The 16,918-nt window shown below is 70.3% G+C and carries 11 protein-coding genes and 2 pseudogenes; all 13 read left to right on the forward strand.

Annotation, left to right across the window (positions count from 1 at the left end):
• Positions 1 to 75 precede the first annotated feature (75 nt).
• The 13 genes and pseudogenes from cphA (ACHMXE_RS37165) (at position 76) to ACHMXE_RS37225 (ending at position 16,918) form a co-directional block, all read left to right on the forward strand.
• Positions 76 to 2,313, forward strand: coding sequence for a cyanophycin synthetase (gene cphA / locus ACHMXE_RS37165; RefSeq protein WP_395348776.1), 2,238 nt, complete (start codon positions 76 to 78; stop codon positions 2,311 to 2,313).
• Between the two features lie 80 nt (positions 2,314 to 2,393).
• Positions 2,394 to 4,962 (forward strand): annotated as a pseudogene (cphA, locus tag ACHMXE_RS37170) (cyanophycin synthetase).
• Positions 4,963 to 5,144: 182 nt separating this feature from the next.
• A complete protein-coding gene (locus ACHMXE_RS37175) occupies positions 5,145 to 5,588 on the forward strand; it encodes a hypothetical protein (RefSeq protein WP_395348777.1) in 444 nt (147 codons plus the stop codon).
• Between the two features lie 40 nt (positions 5,589 to 5,628).
• Complete coding sequence (locus ACHMXE_RS37180) at positions 5,629 to 6,147, forward strand: hypothetical protein (protein ID WP_395348778.1); 519 nt, start codon at positions 5,629 to 5,631, stop codon at positions 6,145 to 6,147.
• A 213-nt stretch (positions 6,148 to 6,360) separates the two neighbouring features.
• A complete protein-coding gene (locus ACHMXE_RS37185; RefSeq protein ID WP_209546394.1) occupies positions 6,361 to 6,627 on the forward strand; it encodes a hypothetical protein in 267 nt (88 codons plus the stop codon).
• A 495-nt stretch (positions 6,628 to 7,122) separates the two neighbouring features.
• Positions 7,123 to 8,206, forward strand: a pseudogene (locus ACHMXE_RS37190) (tartrate dehydrogenase).
• Between the two features lie 339 nt (positions 8,207 to 8,545).
• A complete protein-coding gene (locus ACHMXE_RS37195) occupies positions 8,546 to 9,496 on the forward strand; it encodes an ABC transporter permease (RefSeq protein WP_395348779.1) in 951 nt (316 codons plus the stop codon).
• The gene (locus ACHMXE_RS37200; protein WP_395348780.1) at positions 9,493 to 10,374 is read left to right on the forward strand and encodes an ABC transporter permease; all 882 of its coding nucleotides are present in this window, start codon (positions 9,493 to 9,495) and stop codon (positions 10,372 to 10,374) included. Before ACHMXE_RS37195 ends, ACHMXE_RS37200 begins: the two co-directional genes overlap by 4 nt.
• 250 nt (positions 10,375 to 10,624) lie before the next feature.
• Entirely contained in the window at positions 10,625 to 11,617 is a 993-nt protein-coding gene (locus ACHMXE_RS37205; protein WP_203202736.1) for an ABC transporter ATP-binding protein, read from the forward strand.
• Complete coding sequence (locus tag ACHMXE_RS37210; protein WP_395348781.1) at positions 11,614 to 12,429, forward strand: ATP-binding cassette domain-containing protein; 816 nt, start codon at positions 11,614 to 11,616, stop codon at positions 12,427 to 12,429. Before ACHMXE_RS37205 ends, ACHMXE_RS37210 begins: the two co-directional genes overlap by 4 nt.
• A gap of 145 nt (positions 12,430 to 12,574) precedes the next feature.
• Positions 12,575 to 13,960, forward strand: a complete 1,386-nt coding sequence (locus ACHMXE_RS37215) for an ABC transporter substrate-binding protein (protein ID WP_395348782.1) — start codon at positions 12,575 to 12,577, stop codon at positions 13,958 to 13,960.
• A 4-nt stretch (positions 13,961 to 13,964) separates the two neighbouring features.
• Positions 13,965 to 15,371 carry an amidase gene (locus tag ACHMXE_RS37220; protein ID WP_395348783.1) on the forward strand — a complete coding sequence of 469 codons (1,407 nt, stop codon included), beginning with the start codon at positions 13,965 to 13,967 and terminating at the stop codon, positions 15,369 to 15,371.
• Positions 15,372 to 15,469: 98 nt separating this feature from the next.
• On the forward strand, positions 15,470 to 16,918 hold the full coding sequence (locus ACHMXE_RS37225) for an aldehyde dehydrogenase family protein (RefSeq protein WP_395348784.1): 1,449 nt from the start codon (positions 15,470 to 15,472) through the stop codon (positions 16,916 to 16,918).

Here is a 16,918-nt window from a genome sequence, read left to right on the forward strand (position 1 = left end):
CGCCGATTCTGACCGATCGCCATGGGCGCGCTTGAAGGCGCCGCGGTGCTCGGCCAAAGCACATCGAACGTTTGCATGACCCGTTTCGACGACATTCGCCTGCTGCGCATCAACTATTTGCGCGGCCCGAGCATCTGGACCTACCGCCCGGTGCTCGAAGTCTGGCTGGACCTCGGCCGGCTCGAGGAATTCCCCTCCAACAAGATCGAAGGCTTCGGCGACCGGCTGACGACCCTGCTGCCGGCGCTGATCGAGCACCACTGCGGCGTCGGCGAGCGCGGCGGCTTCATCCAGCGGCTGCGCGAAGGCACCTGGTCGGGCCACGTGCTCGAGCACGTGGTGATCGAGCTCTTGAACCTGGCCGGCATGGCCACCGGTTTCGGCCAGACCCGCGAGACCTCGGTCTCGGGCACCTACCGCATGGTGTTCCGCTCGCGTGACGAGCAGGTGGCGCGGGTGGCGCTGGCCGAGGGCCACCGCATCATGATGGCCGCGATCAACGACGATCCCATCGGCCCGGCCGACGTGCAGGCCGCGATCGAGGCGATCAAGTCGAAGGTCGACGACTGCTACCTCGGCCCGAGCACCGAGGCGATCGTGAATGCCGCGATCGACCGCGACATCCCCTACATGCGCCTGAACAGCGGCAACCTGGTCCAGATGGGCTACGGCGCCAACCAGCAGCGCATCTGGACCGCCGAGACCGACTACACCAGCGCCATCGGCGAATCGATCGCCAGCGACAAGGTGCTGACCAAGTCGCTGCTCGCGGGCTGCGGCATCCCGGTGCCCGGCGGCCAGGCCGTCGCCAGCCCGGCCGAGGCCTGGGAAGTGGCCGAGGAGATGGGCGTGCCGGTGGTGGTCAAGCCCTCCGACGGCAACCACGGCCGCGGCGTGATCCTCGACCTGACGAAGCGCGAGGACATCGAGGCCGCCTTCTCGGTGGCCGAGCGCCACGGCAGCGAAGTGCTGGTCGAGCGCTACATCCGCGGCGAGGAGCACCGCGTGCTGGTGGTCGGCGGCCGCATGGTGGCGGCCGCGCGCGGCGAGACCGTCTGGGTCACGGGCGACGGCAAGTCGAACTGCAGCGAACTCATCGACCTGCAGATCAACAGCGACCCGCGCCGCGGCGACACCGAGGACTTCCCGCTGTCGTTCCTCGGCGCGCGCGACGGCGCGATCCTGTCGGACCTGCGCCGCCAGGGCCTGGCGCCCGAGTCGGTGCCCGAGGCCGGCCGCCGCGTGCTGATCCAGCGCAACGGCAACGTCGCGATCGACTGCACCGACAGCGTCCATCCCGAGGTCGCGCACATGGTCGAGCTGGCCGCGCGCGTGGTCGGCCTGGACATCGCCGGCATCGACCTGGTCTGCGAGGACATCTCGAAGCCGCTCGGCCCGCAGGGCGGCGCCATCGTCGAAGTGAATGCCGGCCCCGGCCTGCTGATGCACCTGAAGCCGGCCGTCGGCTCGCCGCGCCCGGTGGGCCGCGCGATCTGCGACCACCTGTTCCCCGACGACTCGCAAGGCCGCATCCCCGTGGTGGGCGTGGCCGGTTCGCGCGACAACGCGGTGATCGCCCGCCTGGTGGCGTGGCTGGTCGGCCTCGGCGGCCGCCACACCGGCCTGGCCTGCCGCGACGGCCTGTTCCTCGAGCGCCGCCGCGTCGACGCGCGCGACAGCGCCAACTGGGAAGCCGGCCACCGCCTGCTGATGAACCGCCAGGTGCAGGCCGTGGTGATCGAGAACGGCGCGCGCACCATCCTGCAGGACGGCCTGCCCTACGACCGCTGCGAGGTCGGCATCGTGACCGACCTCGGCGGCTTCGAGCAGCTGGGCGACTTCGACATCCGCGAGAGCGACCACATGGTCAAGGTGCTGCGCACCCAGGTCGACGTGGTGCTGCCCGAGGGCACCGCGGTGCTCAACGCCGACGACGAGCGCGTGGCCGGCCTGGCGCCGCTGTGCGACGGCGCCGTGATCCTCTACAGCGTGGACGCGCAGGCCGCGTCGCTGACGGCCCACCAGGCCGCCGGCGGCAAGGCGGTGCTGATCCGCCAGGACCGCGTGGTGCTGGCCAACGGCACCAGCGAATCGTTCCTGCCGGGCCTGGGCCGCCTCACCGTGTGGCGCGCCACCCATGCCGGCGTCAGCCTCGAGAGCCTGCTGGCCGCCGTGGCCGCGGCCTGGGCGCTGGGCATTCCGCTCAACCTCATCGGCGCGGGCATCGAAGCCTTCGAGGCCGACCTGCAGGCGGCACTGGCCTCGTTGCAGCTCTCGCAGAGCCAGCCCTTGCCCCAGCTCCAGCTTGCCTGATCCAGCTCGCCTGATCCATCCGGTCCCCCCGCCTCGGCGCGGGGGCACCCGCCGATACCCCTGAAGAACCGCGCCGCCCCATGAAAGTCACCCGCACCCGCGCCCTTCGCGGCCCCAACCTCTGGAGCCGCCACACCGCCATCGAGGCGGTCGTTGCCTGCGACGGCGACGAGAACGCCATCGGCCGGCTGGCCGGCTTCGAGGACCGCCTGCGCGCGGCCTTCCCAACCATCGGCGAGCTGCACCCGATGGTGCTGGGCCAGCCGCTGGCGCTGGCCCACGTGCTGGAGAACGCGGCCGTGGCGCTGCAGGCCCAGGCCGGCTGCGCGGTCAACTTCGGCCACACCTCGCCGACGCTGGAAGAAGGCGTCTACCAGGTGGTCGTGCAATACACCGAGGAGGCCGTCGGCCGCCGCGCGCTCGAGCTGGCCGAGGCGCTGATCGCCGCGGCGCAGAACGGCACCGCCTTCGACGCCACCGCCGCCATCACCGAGCTGCGCGACCTCGACGAGTCGGAACGCCTGGGCCCGAGCACCGGCTCCATCGTCGACGCCGCCGTCGCGCGCGGCATCCCCTACCGCCGCCTCACCAGCGGCAGCCTGGTGCAGTTCGGCTGGGGCTCGAAGCAGCGCCGCATCCAGGCCGCCGAGGTCGACAGCACCAGCGGCGTGGCCGAGTCGATCGCGCAGGACAAGGAGCTCACCAAGCAGCTGCTCAACGCCGCCGGCGTGCCGGTGCCGCTGGGCCGCCCGGTGTCCGACATGGACGACGCCTGGGCGGCCGCGCAGGAGATCGGCCTGCCGGTGGTGGTGAAGCCGCAGGACGGCAACCAGGGCAAGGGCGTGACCGTCAACATCACCACGCGCGAACAGCTCGATGCGGCCTACGCGGCCGCCGATGCCCACGGCGAGGTGATGGTCGAGAAATTCCTGCCGGGCTTCGACTTCCGCCTGCTGGTGGTGGGCGACCGCCTGGTGGCCGCCTCGCGGCGCGATCCGCCGCACGTGATCGGCGACGGCAGCGCCACCGTGCGCCAGCTGGTCGACACGGTCAACCTCGATCCGCGCCGCGGCGAGGGCCATGCCACCTCGCTGACCAAGATCCGCCTCGACGACATCGCCGTCGGCCGGCTCGAAGCCCAGGGCCTCACGCCCGACAGCGTGCCCGCGCTGGGCCAGCGCGTGGTGCTGCGCAACAACGCCAACCTCTCGACCGGCGGCACCGCCACCGACGTGACCGACACCGTGCATCCCGAGGTGGCGGCGCGCGCGGTCGACGCGGCGCAGATGGTCGGCCTGCACATCTGCGGCGTCGACGTGGTCTGCGAGAGCGTGCTGCGCCCGCTGGAAGAACAGCACGGCGGCATCGTCGAGGTCAATGCCGCGCCCGGCCTGCGCATGCACATCTCGCCCTCGTTCGGCCGCGGCCGCGCGGTCGGCGAGGCGGTGGTCGACGCGCTGTTCGCCCATGGCGACGACGGCCGCATCCCGGTGATCGCGGTCACCGGCACCAACGGCAAGACCACCACCACGCGGCTGATCAACCACATCGTCGCCTCCAGCGGCCTGCGCACCGGCATGACCAACACCGACGGCGTGTACGTCGACGGCCGCCAGACCGACAGCGGCGACTGCAGCGGCCCGAAGAGCGCGCGCAACGTGCTGCTGCATCCCGACGTGGACGCGGCCGTGTTCGAGGTCGCGCGCGGCGGCGTGCTGCGCGAGGGCCTGGGCTTCGACCGCTGCTCGGTGGCCGTGGTCACCAACATCGGCAGCGGCGACCACCTGGGCCTGAACTACATCACCACCGTCGAGGACCTCGCGGTGCTCAAGCGCGTGGTGGTGCGCAACGTGGCGCCCGGCGGCTATGCCGTGCTCAACGCGGCCGACCCCCAACGTCGCCGCGATGGCCACCAACTGCCCGGGCGAGGTGATCTTCTTTGCGGCCGACCGCCAGCATCCGGTGATGGCCACGCACCGCGCGCAGGGCAAGCGCACCGTCTACGTCGACCAAGACACGGTGGTGGCGGCCGAAGGCTCGTGGCGCGAACGCATCTCGCTGCGCGACGTGCCGATCACGCGCGGCGGCAGCATCGGCTTCCAGGTCGACAACGTGATGGCCGCCGTGGCCGCGGCCTGGGCCGTGGGCCTGGACTGGGACACCATCCGCAGCGGCCTCGCGAGCTTCCTCAACGACGCCGCCGGCGTGCCCGGCCGCTTCAACGTGATGGACTACCGCGGTGCCACGGTGATCGCCGACTACGGCCACAACACCGACGCCATGCGCGCGCTGGTCTCGGCCGTGGACACCATGCCCGCGAAGAAGCGCTCGGTGGTCATCAGCGGCGCGGGCGACCGGCGCGATTCCGACATCCGCGACCAGACCGCGATCCTGGGCCAGGCCTTCGACGACGTGATCCTCTATCAGGACGCGGCCCAGCGCGGCCGCGCCGACGGCGAGGTGATGGGCCTGCTGCGCCAGGGCCTGCAGGGCGCGACCCGCACGCGCCAGATCGACGAGATCCGCGGCGAGTTCATCGCCATCGACGCCGCGCTGGCCCGGCTGCAGCCCGGCGACCTCTCGCTGATCCTGGTCGATCAGGTCGAGGAAGCGCTCGCTCACCTCGCCAAGCGCATCGCCGAGGGCTGAGCGCGCGGGCCGGGTCCCGCGGCCTGCGGCCTGCGGGATTCGTCCCACACGCGAGGGCGCGTCCCGCCGGGTCCGCAATCTGTGCCGTCCCACAGGCCGCGCGCGCCGCGCGGCCGGACACTGGGCCTCCAGTCGCGCACTGCCTCGCTCTCGAGGAAGTCGCGTCCTTTCCAGGAGGCACGATGACCCCAACGATCCACGCGGGAACGATCCCGACCCGCCGCGCGACGCGGCCGCTGCGTTCCCTTCGCATCCTCGCGCTCGCGGCCGGCCTGGTCGCGCTCGGCGCGCAGGCCCAGGCGCCCGGCTCCGAGGCCCGCATGCAGAAGGAACGCGCCACCTGCGACGGCGTGCAGCAGGACCGCGCGGCCTGCCTGCGCGAAGCCGGCGCGGCACGGCAGGAAGCCGGCCGCAACGGCCTCACGAACGCCGGCCCCGGCGGCTACGACGCCAATGCGCTCGCGCGCTGCCGCGAACAGCCGGCCGCCGATCGCGCCGACTGCGAAGCACGCATCCGCGGCAGCGCCGGCGCCGGTCGCACCACCACCGAAGGCAGCGTGATGGGCGGCGGCGTGATCCGCGAGACCGTGACGCCGCTGCCCGCGCAGCCGGCACCGGCGCGCTGATCCCCCGTCCTCTTCATCGGCTGATCTCAAGGAGCCCACCATGAACCAGCGTCTTCTCCTCACCCGCGGCGCCGTCGCCGCCCTCGTGGCACTCGGCGCCCTGGCCAGCGCCGGCAGCGCCAGCGCGCAATCGCGCCGCGGCGACGCCACCTACGAACGCGAACTGGCCGTCTGCGGCCACAACCAGCAGGACCGTGCGGCCTGCATCCGCGAAGCCGGCGCGGCGCGCCAGGAAGCGGCACGCGGCGGCCTCACCGCCGCACCCGACTACCGCCGCAATGCGCTGCAACGCTGCGCCTTGCAACCGCCGGGCGACCGCGCCGACTGCGAGGCCCGCGTGCTCGGCGGCGAGGGCAACACCCGCGCCGCGGTCGACGGCAGCGTGATGGGCGGGGGCGTGATCCGCGAGTCGGTCACCACGGTCGTTATGCCGGCGCCCGCACCGTACCCGGTGGCCCCGCCCGCCCCGGTGATGCGCGCGCCCGAGCCCGTGATGGTGCCGCCGGCCGCCTATCCGGCCGCGCCGATGCCCTACCCGGCACCGCAGCCGATTCGCTGATCGCCATCGGCGTCCGGCAGCAAGGCGTCCCGCGGGGCGCCTTTTTCATGCGCCGAATAGCCTGCAGGCCCCGAAATCCGAGTGTTTTCCCTCTTGGCGAGAGCTTGCAAGGCTGCGAATCGATGCCCCGCAATGTCACAGAATTGTCATAAAAGCCCTGGGGGCTGCTAGCTATAGTTCTCGGCTCCTGCCTTACCGAGAAACTTTTCACCCATGAATGCCATCAAGGTCGCTCGCCGATTCATCGAAACGGACCCGGCCAACGAATCGGCCAAGATCCTCGCCCAGCTCGTGCTGGCCCTCGAATCCGAACGCAGCTTCGAACTCGTCACGCTCTACAGCCTCGACTACAAGAGCTTCCAGCTGGCGATGGACATCCTCAAGGAATGGCGCCTCGATCGCTACTACGCCAGCAAGTCCAAGCTGTTCGATCTGTCGCTGCAAGTCAGCGAGCTCGACAAGAGCAGCACCAGCAACTGAGATTCGACGGTTCCGCGCCTTTTCGTTTTCCGCTTTCCTCCCTCCCGCTTCCCGCTTCCCGCTTCCCGCCTCTCCTCTCTCTTCTCCCCGTTCCCCTCGCGTTCGACGCGACCCGCTGCACCGTCGCAGCCGGCTGATCCGCATCCCTTCCGTTTCCTGAACCTGCGCCACGCGACGCGCCTGCCTTTGCGCGGGCGCGCGGCGGGAGCGCGCTCGCGTGGCGCTGGCACGCGCGCGTGTCGCGACCGTGTCTCAGGGTCGCCGATTCGGCCTCCAGCCTTCTAATTTTTGGAAGGCCAAGCGCTGCAACGCACCCGCCCCACTGCCGGCTTCCCTGGAAACACCCGCCGCCGACCCTTCCAATATTGGCAAGCCGGCGTACGTGCCATTCCCGATCCCGGCCCGCCGATCCAGTCCTAGACTTCGACGCGGCAGGCGCACGCCCCGCACGACGGGCGCCCCGCGCCGTCCCTCATCAACCGGGTACTGGATCAAATGCAAGCAAAACACAGGATCGCCGTCATTCCCGGCGACGGCATCGGCGTCGAGGTGATGCCCGAGGGCCTTCGCGTGCTGGACGCCGTGGGCCGCCGCTTCGGCATCGATTTCTCGTTCGACCACTTCGACTGGGGCTCGGACCACTACGTGCGCACCGGCCTGATGATGCCGGCCGACTGGGACGACAAGATCCACGGCCACGACGCGATCTACTTCGGCGCGGTGGGCGCGCCCGACAAGGTGCCCGACCACATCGCGGTGTGGGGCCTCCTGATCAAGATCCGCCGCGAGTTCGACCAGTACGTGAACCTGCGCCCCGGTGCGCCTGATGCCCGGCGTGCCCGGCCCGCTGGCGCACCGCCAGCCCGGCGACATCGACTTCCTGGTGGTGCGTGAGAACACCGAGGGCGAATACACCTCGGTCGGCGGTCGCCTGTTCGAGGGCACGCCGCGCGAGATGGCGATCCAGGAAGCGGTGTTCACGCGCACGGGCGTGGACCGGATCATCGACTACGCGTTCCAGCTGGCGAGCCGCCGCAAGCGCAAGAACCTGGTGGCCGCGACCAAGTCGAACGGGATCTCGATCACGATGCCCTACTGGGACGAGCGCCTGGCCGAGATCGCGAAGCGCTACCCCGACGTGGCGACGAGCAAGTACCACATCGACATCCTGTGCGCGCACTTCGTGCAGCACCCGGACTGGTTCGACGTGGTGGTGGCCTCCAACCTGTTCGGCGACATCCTGTCGGACCTGGGCCCGGCCTGCACCGGCACCATCGGCATCGCGCCTTCGGGCAACCTCAACCCCGAGCGCAAGTTCCCCTCGCTGTTCGAACCCGTGCACGGCTCGGCCCCCGACATCGCGGGCAAGGGCATCGCCAACCCCATCGGCCAGATCTGGTCGGCCGCGCTGATGCTCGACCACCTCGGCGGCGACAACCCGGTCTACGCCGAAGCCTCGGCCGCCGTGCTCTCGGCCATCGAGACCGTGCTCAGCGAAGGTCCGCGCACCCGCGACATGGGTGGCACCGCCAACACCGTCGACGTGGGGCGTGCGATCGCCGAGTGCATCTCGGCATGAGTTCTCGCGCCTGCCGTACGGTTCGTCGCGCCTTGGATGAGGTGCGTGGGTCGGGGCGGGCGCGCGCCGACGGGGTACTCCCCTCCGCGAATGTCCCCCGCCTTCGGCTCCTCCTTTATTTCGCTGCGGGGAGTACCCCATCGACGCGCGCCTGGACGCAGCCGTTGTTGAACCGCCCGCACCACCGCAGCGCCTCCCGTGCACAGGGCAGTGGGTGCTTCCCGCAGCGAAATAAAGGAGGAGGCCGAAGGCCGGGGGACATTCGCGGAGGGAAGTACCCGCTGTCCTGTGCACGCGCCCCGGACAAAAACCACCACGCAAAGCGATGAACACCCAGAGATGAGCCTCTTCCTAATCAAGCGCCTTGCCACGCTGATCGGCACGCTGATCGGCGCCTCCATCATCGTCTTCCTCGTCCTGGAGATCCTGCCCGGCAACGCCGCGCAGATGCTCATGGGCCCGGATGCCGCCCCCGAAGCCGTCGCAGCCCTGGCCACCAAGCTCGGCCTCGACCAACCCGCCTGGACCCGCTACTGGCACTGGATCGCGGGCCTGCTCACCGGCGACCTCGGCGACTCCTACGCCTACAGCTCCCCCGTGCTCGACCTCATCCTCGAGCGCCTCGCCCTCACCGTCCCCCTGGCCCTGCTGGCCATGGCCTTCACCACCGTGCTCGCCCTGCTCGTGGGCGTCACCGCCGCCGCTCGCCACAACAAGCTCGGCGACGTCGGCCTGATGGGCCTCACCCAGGTCGGCATCGCCATCCCCAACTTCTGGTTCGCCATCCTGCTGATCCTCGTCTTCTCCGTGCAGCTGCAGTGGTTCTCCGCCGGCGGCTTCGACGGCTGGGGCGAAGGTGTCTTCGCCGGCTTGAAGTCCCTGCTGCTGCCCGCCCTGTCCCTGGCCGTCGTGCAGGCGGCCATCCTCGCGCGCATCACCCGCTCGGCCGTGCTGGAGGTCATGCGCGAGGACTTCGTGCGCACCGCGCGCGCCAAGGGCGTGACCCAGCGCGCCGTGCTGTGGACCGACGTGCTGCGCAACGCCCTGATCCCCGTCATCACCGTCATGGGCATGCAGTTCTCCGAACTGCTGGCCGGCACCATCGTGGTGGAGAACGTGTTCTACCTGCCGGGCCTGGGCCGCCTGATCTTCCAGGCCATCAGCAACCGCGACCTCATCGTCGTGCGCAACTGCGTCATGCTGCTCGCAGCCATGGTCGTCATCGTCAACTTCGTGGTCGACGTGCTCTATGCCGTCATCGACCCGCGCATCAAGGCGAGCGACATATGAGCGCCATTGCATCCATTCCTCCGAGCGGCGCCGCCCTCAAGCTGCCCGGCTTCTGGCAGCGCGCGCGCCATCACCGCAGCTTCGTCATCGGCGGCGTGCTCGCCGCCCTGCTGCTGCTCGCGGCCCTGGTCTCCTACCTCTGGACGCCCTACTCGCCCTACGCCATGGACATGGCCAACAAGATGCAGGCGCCCTCGGCCAGCCACTGGCTCGGTACCGACGCCTTCGGGCGCGACGTGGCCTCGCTGCTGCTGGTGGGCGCCCGTGCGTCCATCCTGGTGGGCGTCATCGCGGTCGGCATCGGCTTGGTCGTGGGCACCGCCCTGGGCCTGCTGGCCGCGGCGCGCCGGGGCTGGGTCGAAGAAGCGATCATGCGTTTCTCCGACTTCTCGCTGGCCTTCCCCGCCATCCTCTCGGCGATCATGATGACGGCCGTCTTCGGCGCGGGCATCGTCAACGCCATCATCGCCATCGGCATCTACAACATCCCCACCTTCGCGCGCATCACGCGCGCATCGGCCAACGCCATCTGGTCGCGCGAGTACGTGGCAGCGGCGCGTGCCTGCGGCAAGGGATCGTTCGCCATCACCATGCAGCACGTGCTGCCCAACATCTCGGCGGTGCTGATCGTGCAGATCACCATCCGCTTCGCCATCGCGATCCTGGCCGAGGCCGCCCTGTCCTATCTCGGCCTGGGCACGCAGCCGCCCCAGCCCTCCTGGGGCCGCATGCTCAGCGAGGCGCAGACCCTGATGTTCCAGCAGCCGCTGCTGGCCGTCTTCCCGGGCATGGCCATCGCGCTGGCGGTGCTGGGCCTGAACCTGCTGGGCGACGGCCTGCGCGATCTGCTCGATCCGCGCCTGGCGCGGGCTCGGTGAATGGGGTGGGTGATGACTGAATTCGGACAGCCGGACGCAGAGGACGCGAAGGTTACGCGAAGGACGCGAAAGGAATACCAAATGAAGTGGGCTGTTGCCGGGCGAACGCCGCGCCACCTTCGCTCACGCCTTCTCGCCACGGGGCAGGGCTTGCGCACGCGCGCACCCCACCCCTTTCAGGCTGTTCTTTCGCGTCCTTCGCGAATCCTTCGCGTCCTCTGCGTCCGGCTGCCCGCTCCCGCCTTCTGACATGCCCCTCCTCGAAGTCGACAACCTCCACATCGGCCTGCAGACCCAGCGCGGCCCCGCCCAGGCCGTGCGCGGCGTCTCCTTCTCGCTCGAGCGCGGCCAGACCCTCGGCATCGTGGGCGAGTCGGGCTGCGGCAAGTCCATCACGGTCATGTCCCTCATGGGCCTGCTGCCCGCCACCGCCAAGGTCACCGGCAGCATCCGCCTGGACGGCCAGGAGCTCATCGGGCAGCCCGAGTCGGCCATGTGCCAGATCCGCGGCAACCGCATCGGCATGATCTTCCAGGAGCCGATGACGGCCCTGAACCCGGTCCACACCATCGCGCGCCAGGTCGGCGAGCCGCTGCGGCTGCACCGTGGGCTCACCGCCAAGCAGGCCCGCGCCGAGGCGCTGAACCTGCTGCAGCGCGTGGGCATCCCCGACGCGGCCTCGCGCCTGGATGCCTATCCGCACCAGTTCTCGGGCGGCCAGAGGCAGCGCATCGGCATCGCCATGGCGCTGGCCTGCGGGCCCGACCTCTTGATCGCCGACGAACCCACCACGGCCCTGGACGTGACCATCCAGAAGCAGGTGCTCGACCTGATCCAGAACCTGGTGGCCGAGATGGGCATGGCGCTGATCCTGATCTCGCACGACCTGGGCGTGATCGCCAACAGCGTGCAGCGCATGCTGGTGATGTATGGCGGCAGCGTGGTGGAGAGCGGGCCCACGCGGGCGCTCTTCGCGAACCGCGCGCATCCGTACACCAAGGGGCTGTTCGCGGCGCGGCCGGTGATCGGGGCGCCCAAAGGCCAGCGGCTGGCGACCATCCGGGGCAGCGTGCCCGAGCTCGTGGACCTGCCCGCGGGTTGTCCGTTCGCGGGGCGCTGCAGCTACACGGTCGATGCGTGCCAGTCGACGCGGCCGCCGGCGGTGATGCTGCCTGACGACCATGCGGTGCGATGCATCCGGCTTGGAGAGATTGCAGAGATCGAAGCGGAGGCCGTGGCATGAGCACGACCACCACCAACAACACACCGCTGCTGCAAGTCACCGACCTGGTCCGCCACTACGCCCTGCCGCGCGAGAAGCTGCTGGGCCCGCCGCCTACCGTCAAGGCGCTCAACGGCGTGAGCTTCGAGGTGCAGGCCGGGCGCAGTGTGGGGATCGTGGGCGAGTCCGGTTCGGGCAAGTCGACCATCGCACGCCTCGTGATGGCCCTGGACAAGCCCACCTCGGGCAGCGTGAAGCTCGAAGGGCATGAGTTGCACTCCTTGAGCAAAGACGAACTTCGCACCGCCCGGCGCGACTTCCAGATGGTCTTCCAGGACCCCTACGGCTCCCTCGACCCGCGCCAGACCGTCGCGCGCATCGTGGCCGAACCTCTGGAAGCACTGGCCCAGGTCTCGAAGAAGGAGCAGCGCGAGCGCGCCGCCGAATCCCTGGCGGCCGTGGGCCTGCGTCCCACCGACCTCGACAAGTACCCGCACGAGTTCTCGGGCGGCCAGCGCCAGCGCATCGCGATCGCGCGGGCGCTGATCACCCGCCCCAAGCTCATCGTCGCCGACGAGCCGGTGAGCGCCCTGGACGTCTCCGTGCAGGCCCAGGTGCTCAACCTCATGCAGGACCTGCAGCAGCAGTTCGGCATCAGCTACCTGCTCATCAGCCATGACCTCGCCGTCGTCAACCACCTGTGCGACGAAGTGTGCGTGGTCTTCAAGGGGCAGATCGTCGAGCGCGGAACGCCGCAGGCGCTGTTCGCCAACGCGCAGCATCCGTACACGCGAACGCTGCTCGGCGCGGTGCTGCAGGCGCCGGCCCACTGATTTTTTTCTGTTGTCTTTTCCAGGAGCTATCGAAGTATGTTGAAGCGTCGCACCCTCATGACGTCCGCCATGGCCGCGGCCATCCCGGGGCGTCTTCCTGCCGCAGGCGCGCGCGCAGGCCGGCAAGAACACGCTGACCATCGGCATGCCGCTCGAACCGCCGGGCCTGGACCCGACCACGGGCGCGGCCTCGGCCATCGCCGAGATCACGCAGTACAACATCTTCGAAACGCTGACCAAGGTCAACGCCGACGGCTCGGTCACGCCGATGCTGGCCGAGAGCTGGACCTCCTCGCCCGACATGAAGACCTTCGTCTTCAAGCTCAAGCGCGGCGTCAAGTTCCAGAACGGCGAGCCCTTCAACGCGGCGGTCGTGAAGTTCTCCTTCGACCGCGCGGGCAACGCCAAGAGCACCAACAAGGACAAGCGCTTCTTCAGCGAGATCGGCACCGTGGTGCTCGACGAGCACACGGTGGGCGTGAACAGCACGCTGCCCAATCCCGACCTGCCCTTCATGCTGGGCCAGTCCACCGCCTGCCTGGTCGAGCCCAAGAGCGCCGACACCAACGCCACGCAGCCCGTGGGCACCGGCCCCTACAAGCTCGGCGGCTGGCAGCGCGGCGCCTCGTGCACGCTGGTCAAGTCCACCACTTATCGCGATCCCGCGCAGGCCAAGATCGAGCGCTTCGTGTTCCGCTTCATGTCGGACACCGCGGCCCAGACCGCCGCGCTGCTGTCGGGCGACATCGACATCTTCCCGCGCGCGGGCACGCGCTCGGTGAGCCAGTTCAAGGGCAACAACCGCTTCCAGGTGATCGAGGTCGGCACGCGCGGCAAGGTGATCCTCACCATCAACAACCGCAAGAAGCCGCTCGACGACGTGCGCGTGCGCCGCGCGATCCTGGCGGCGATCGACCGCAACGCGATCGTGCAGGGCGCGGCCGACGGCTTCGGCAAGCCCATCGGCAGCCACTACGCGCTGGGCGCGCCGGGCTTCGTCGACACCACCGCGATGAATCCCTTCGACGTCGAGAAGGCGAAGAAGCTGCTGGCCGAGGCCGGCGTGAAGACGCCGCTCGAGCTGCGCCTGCAGCTGCCGCCGCCGTCGTATGCGCGCCAGGGCGGCGAAGTGATCGCCGCGCAGCTCGCGCAGATCGGCATCAACGTGAAGATCCAGAACGTGGAATGGGCCCAGTGGCTCAGCGGCACCTTCGGCGGCGCGCACGACTTCGACCTCACGATGGTCGCGCACGTCGAGCCCTTCGACCTCGTGAAGTACACGGAGACCGACTACTACTGGGGCTACGACTCGAAGAAGTTCCGCGACCTCTACGTCGCGATCCAGAACGAGGAGAACAAGAAGCGCCGCGCCGACCTCCTGGGCGACGCGCAGAAGATGCTCGCGACCGACGCGGTCAACGGCTTCCTCTACCAGGCCGTGTTCCCGACCATCGCGCGCAAGGAAGTCAAGGGCCTGTGGCCCAGCATGCCGATCGTGGTGAACGACCTCGCGGCCATCTCGTGGAGCTGATGCGATGACGACGACGAAGAACCTGTACGACCTCGGCGCGGCCGAGCTCGGCGCCGCCTACGCGCGCCGCGAACTCTCGCCCGTCGAGGTGGCGCGTTCGGTCAATGCGCGCATCGAGGCGCTCGAGCCCAGGCTCTGCGCCACCTGGCTGTTCCGCCCCGAGCTCGCGCTCGAGCAGGCGCGCGCCTCCGAGGCGCGCTGGCTCGCCGGCACGCAGCGCGGCGCGCTCGACGGCGTGCCCGTGACCATCAAGGACAACCTCGCGACCGCGGGCGACCCGATGCCGCTGGGCACCGCCGCCTATCCGCTGGTGCCGATGGCGCAGGACTCGCCGCCCGCCGCGCGCCTCAAGGAGGACGGCACGGTGCTCGTGGCCAAGACCACCATGCCCGACGTGGGCATGCTGTCCTCGGGCCTGTCGACCTTCCACCATCTGTCGCGCAATCCCTGGGACCTGTCGCGCACGCCGGGCGGCTCGAGCGCCGGCGCCGGCTCGGCCGCCGCGGCCGGCTACGGCCCGCTGCACGTGGGCACCGACATCGGCGGCTCGCTGCGCCTGCCCGCGAGCTGGTGCGGCATCTATTCGCTCAAGCCCAGCTTCGGCCGCATCCCGCTGAGCACGCCCTACATGGGCCGCTGCGCCGGCCCGATGACGCGCACCGTGGAGGACTCGGCGCTGATGATGGCCTCGATGGCCCAGCCCGATGCGCGCGACTACTCCGAGCTGCCGCCCGGCGCGATCGACTGGGCCGCGTTCGCGGTCGAGCCCGATTTCATCAAGGGCAAGCGCGTGGGCCTGCTGATGGACGCGGGCTGCGGCCTGCCGCTCGATCCGCAGATCGCCGAGGCGGTGCGCCGCGCCGCGAAGCGCATCGAGGACGCCGGCGCGCACGTCGAGCCGATGCAGCCCTTCATGACGCCGAAGATGCTGCAGGGCATGGACCACTTCTGGCGCATGCGCTCGCTGAGCGACCTGCGCACGATGAGCGCCGAGCAGCGCGCGAAGATGCTGCCCTACATCCTGACCTGGGCCGAGAGCGCGGCCGGGTTCTCGGGCGAGCACATCTACGAGGCCTACAGCCAGTTCATCGCCACGCGCGCCGCGGCGGTGGCGGCCACGGTCGGCTTCGACTTCGTGATCTCGCCGGTGTCGCCCAACATGCCCGCGCCCGCGGAACATGCCTCGCCCACCAACGACCCGCTGCGCTCGCTCGAGCACATCGGCTTCACCGTGCCCTACAACATGTCGGAGCAGCCGGCAGCCTCGATCAACTGCGGCTACTCCGCCGAGGGCCTGCCGATCGGGCTGCAGATCATCGGCCGGCGCTTCGACGACCTCGGCGTGCTGCAGTTCAGCCGCGCCTTCGAGCAGATCCGCGAGCCGCAGAAGCCCTGGCCCGAACTCGGCTGAAGCGCTTGTCCGACACTGGGCGGCGCGCGAGCCTCTCGCGCACCGCCCCCGTTTTTCCCGCGCCGCCCCGCCGGCGCCGCCCGCAAGGAGACACCCCCATGAACCCCACCCACTTCATCGACGGCCGTCGCGTGCCCTCGGAAGGCAACGCCACCATCGACGTGATCGACCCCAGCGACGGCGAGCGCTTCGGCCAGCTCGCGCGCGGCACCGCGGGCGACATCGATGCCGCCGTGAAGGCCGCGCGCCGCGCGGTCGGCGACAACTTCGACGGCCCCTGGGGCGCGCTGAGCGCGCTCGAGCGCGGCCGGCTGATGGCCAAGCTCGGCGCGGCCGTGATCGCCCACCACGAGGAACTGGCCCAGCTCGAGGCGCGCGACACCGGCAAGGCGCTGCGCGTGGCGCGCAACGACGCCACCGCGCTCGCGCGCTACATGGAGTACTACGCCGGCGCCTGCGACAAGCTGCATGGCGACACCCTGCCCTACGAACGCGGCTACACCGTGCTCACCGTGCGCGTGCCGCACGGCGTGACCGGCCACATCATTCCCTGGAACTACCCGATGCAGATCGCGGGCCGCAGCGTGGGCGCCGCGCTGGCCGCGGGCAACGCCTGCGTGGTCAAGCCGGCCGAGGACGCGAGCCTCTCGCTGCTGCGCCTGGCCGAGCTGGCGGCCGAGGTCGGCTTTCCGGCCGGCACGCTCAACGTGGTCACGGGCTACGGCAAGGAAGCCGGCGCGGCGCTGTGCGCGCACCCGGGCATCGACCACATCTCCTTCACCGGCTCCACCGTCACCGGCCGCAGCGTGGGCCTGGCGGCCGCCGAGCGCCACTGCCCCGTGACGCTGGAACTGGGCGGCAAGTCGCCGCAGATCGTGTTCGCCGACGCCGACCTCGACGCGGCCGAGCCGGTGCTGGTCAACGCCATCATCCAGAACGCCGGCCAGACCTGCTCGGCGGGCAGCCGGGTGCTGGTCGAGCAGTCGATCTACGAGGAGGTGGTGCAGCGGCTCGCGAAGCGCTTCTCGGCCGTGCGCGCCGGCCCGCCGGCCGACGACCTCGACATGGGCCCGCTGATCAACGAGAAGCAGTTCCGCCAGGTGCGCGACATGGTCGCCACCGCCGAGGCCCAGGGCCTGAAGGTGGCCGCGCGCGGCAGCGTGGCGCCCAGTGCATCGGCCCAGGGCTTCTACCAGGAGGCCGTGCTGTTCCGCGACGTGCCCGGCGACAGCGACATCGCGCAGCGCGAGATCTTCGGCCCGGTGCTGGCGCTCACGCCCTTCGCCGACGAGGCCGAGGCCGTGCGCCTGGCCAACGGCACCGACTTCGGCCTGGTGGCCGGCATCTGGACGCGCGACGGCGCCCGCCAGTTGCGCATGGCGCACAAGATGCACTGCGGCCAGGTCTTCATCAACAATTACGGCGCGGCCGGCGGCGTGGAACTGCCCTTCGGCGGCGTGAAGTCCTCGGGCTTCGGCCGCGAGAAGGGCTTCGAGGCCCTGCTCGGCTTCACCACCCTCAAGACCATCGCGATCAAGCACGGATAA

This window comes from Variovorax sp. UC122_21 (assembly GCF_044056785.1).
Classification (GTDB): Bacteria; Pseudomonadota; Gammaproteobacteria; order Burkholderiales; family Burkholderiaceae_C; genus Variovorax.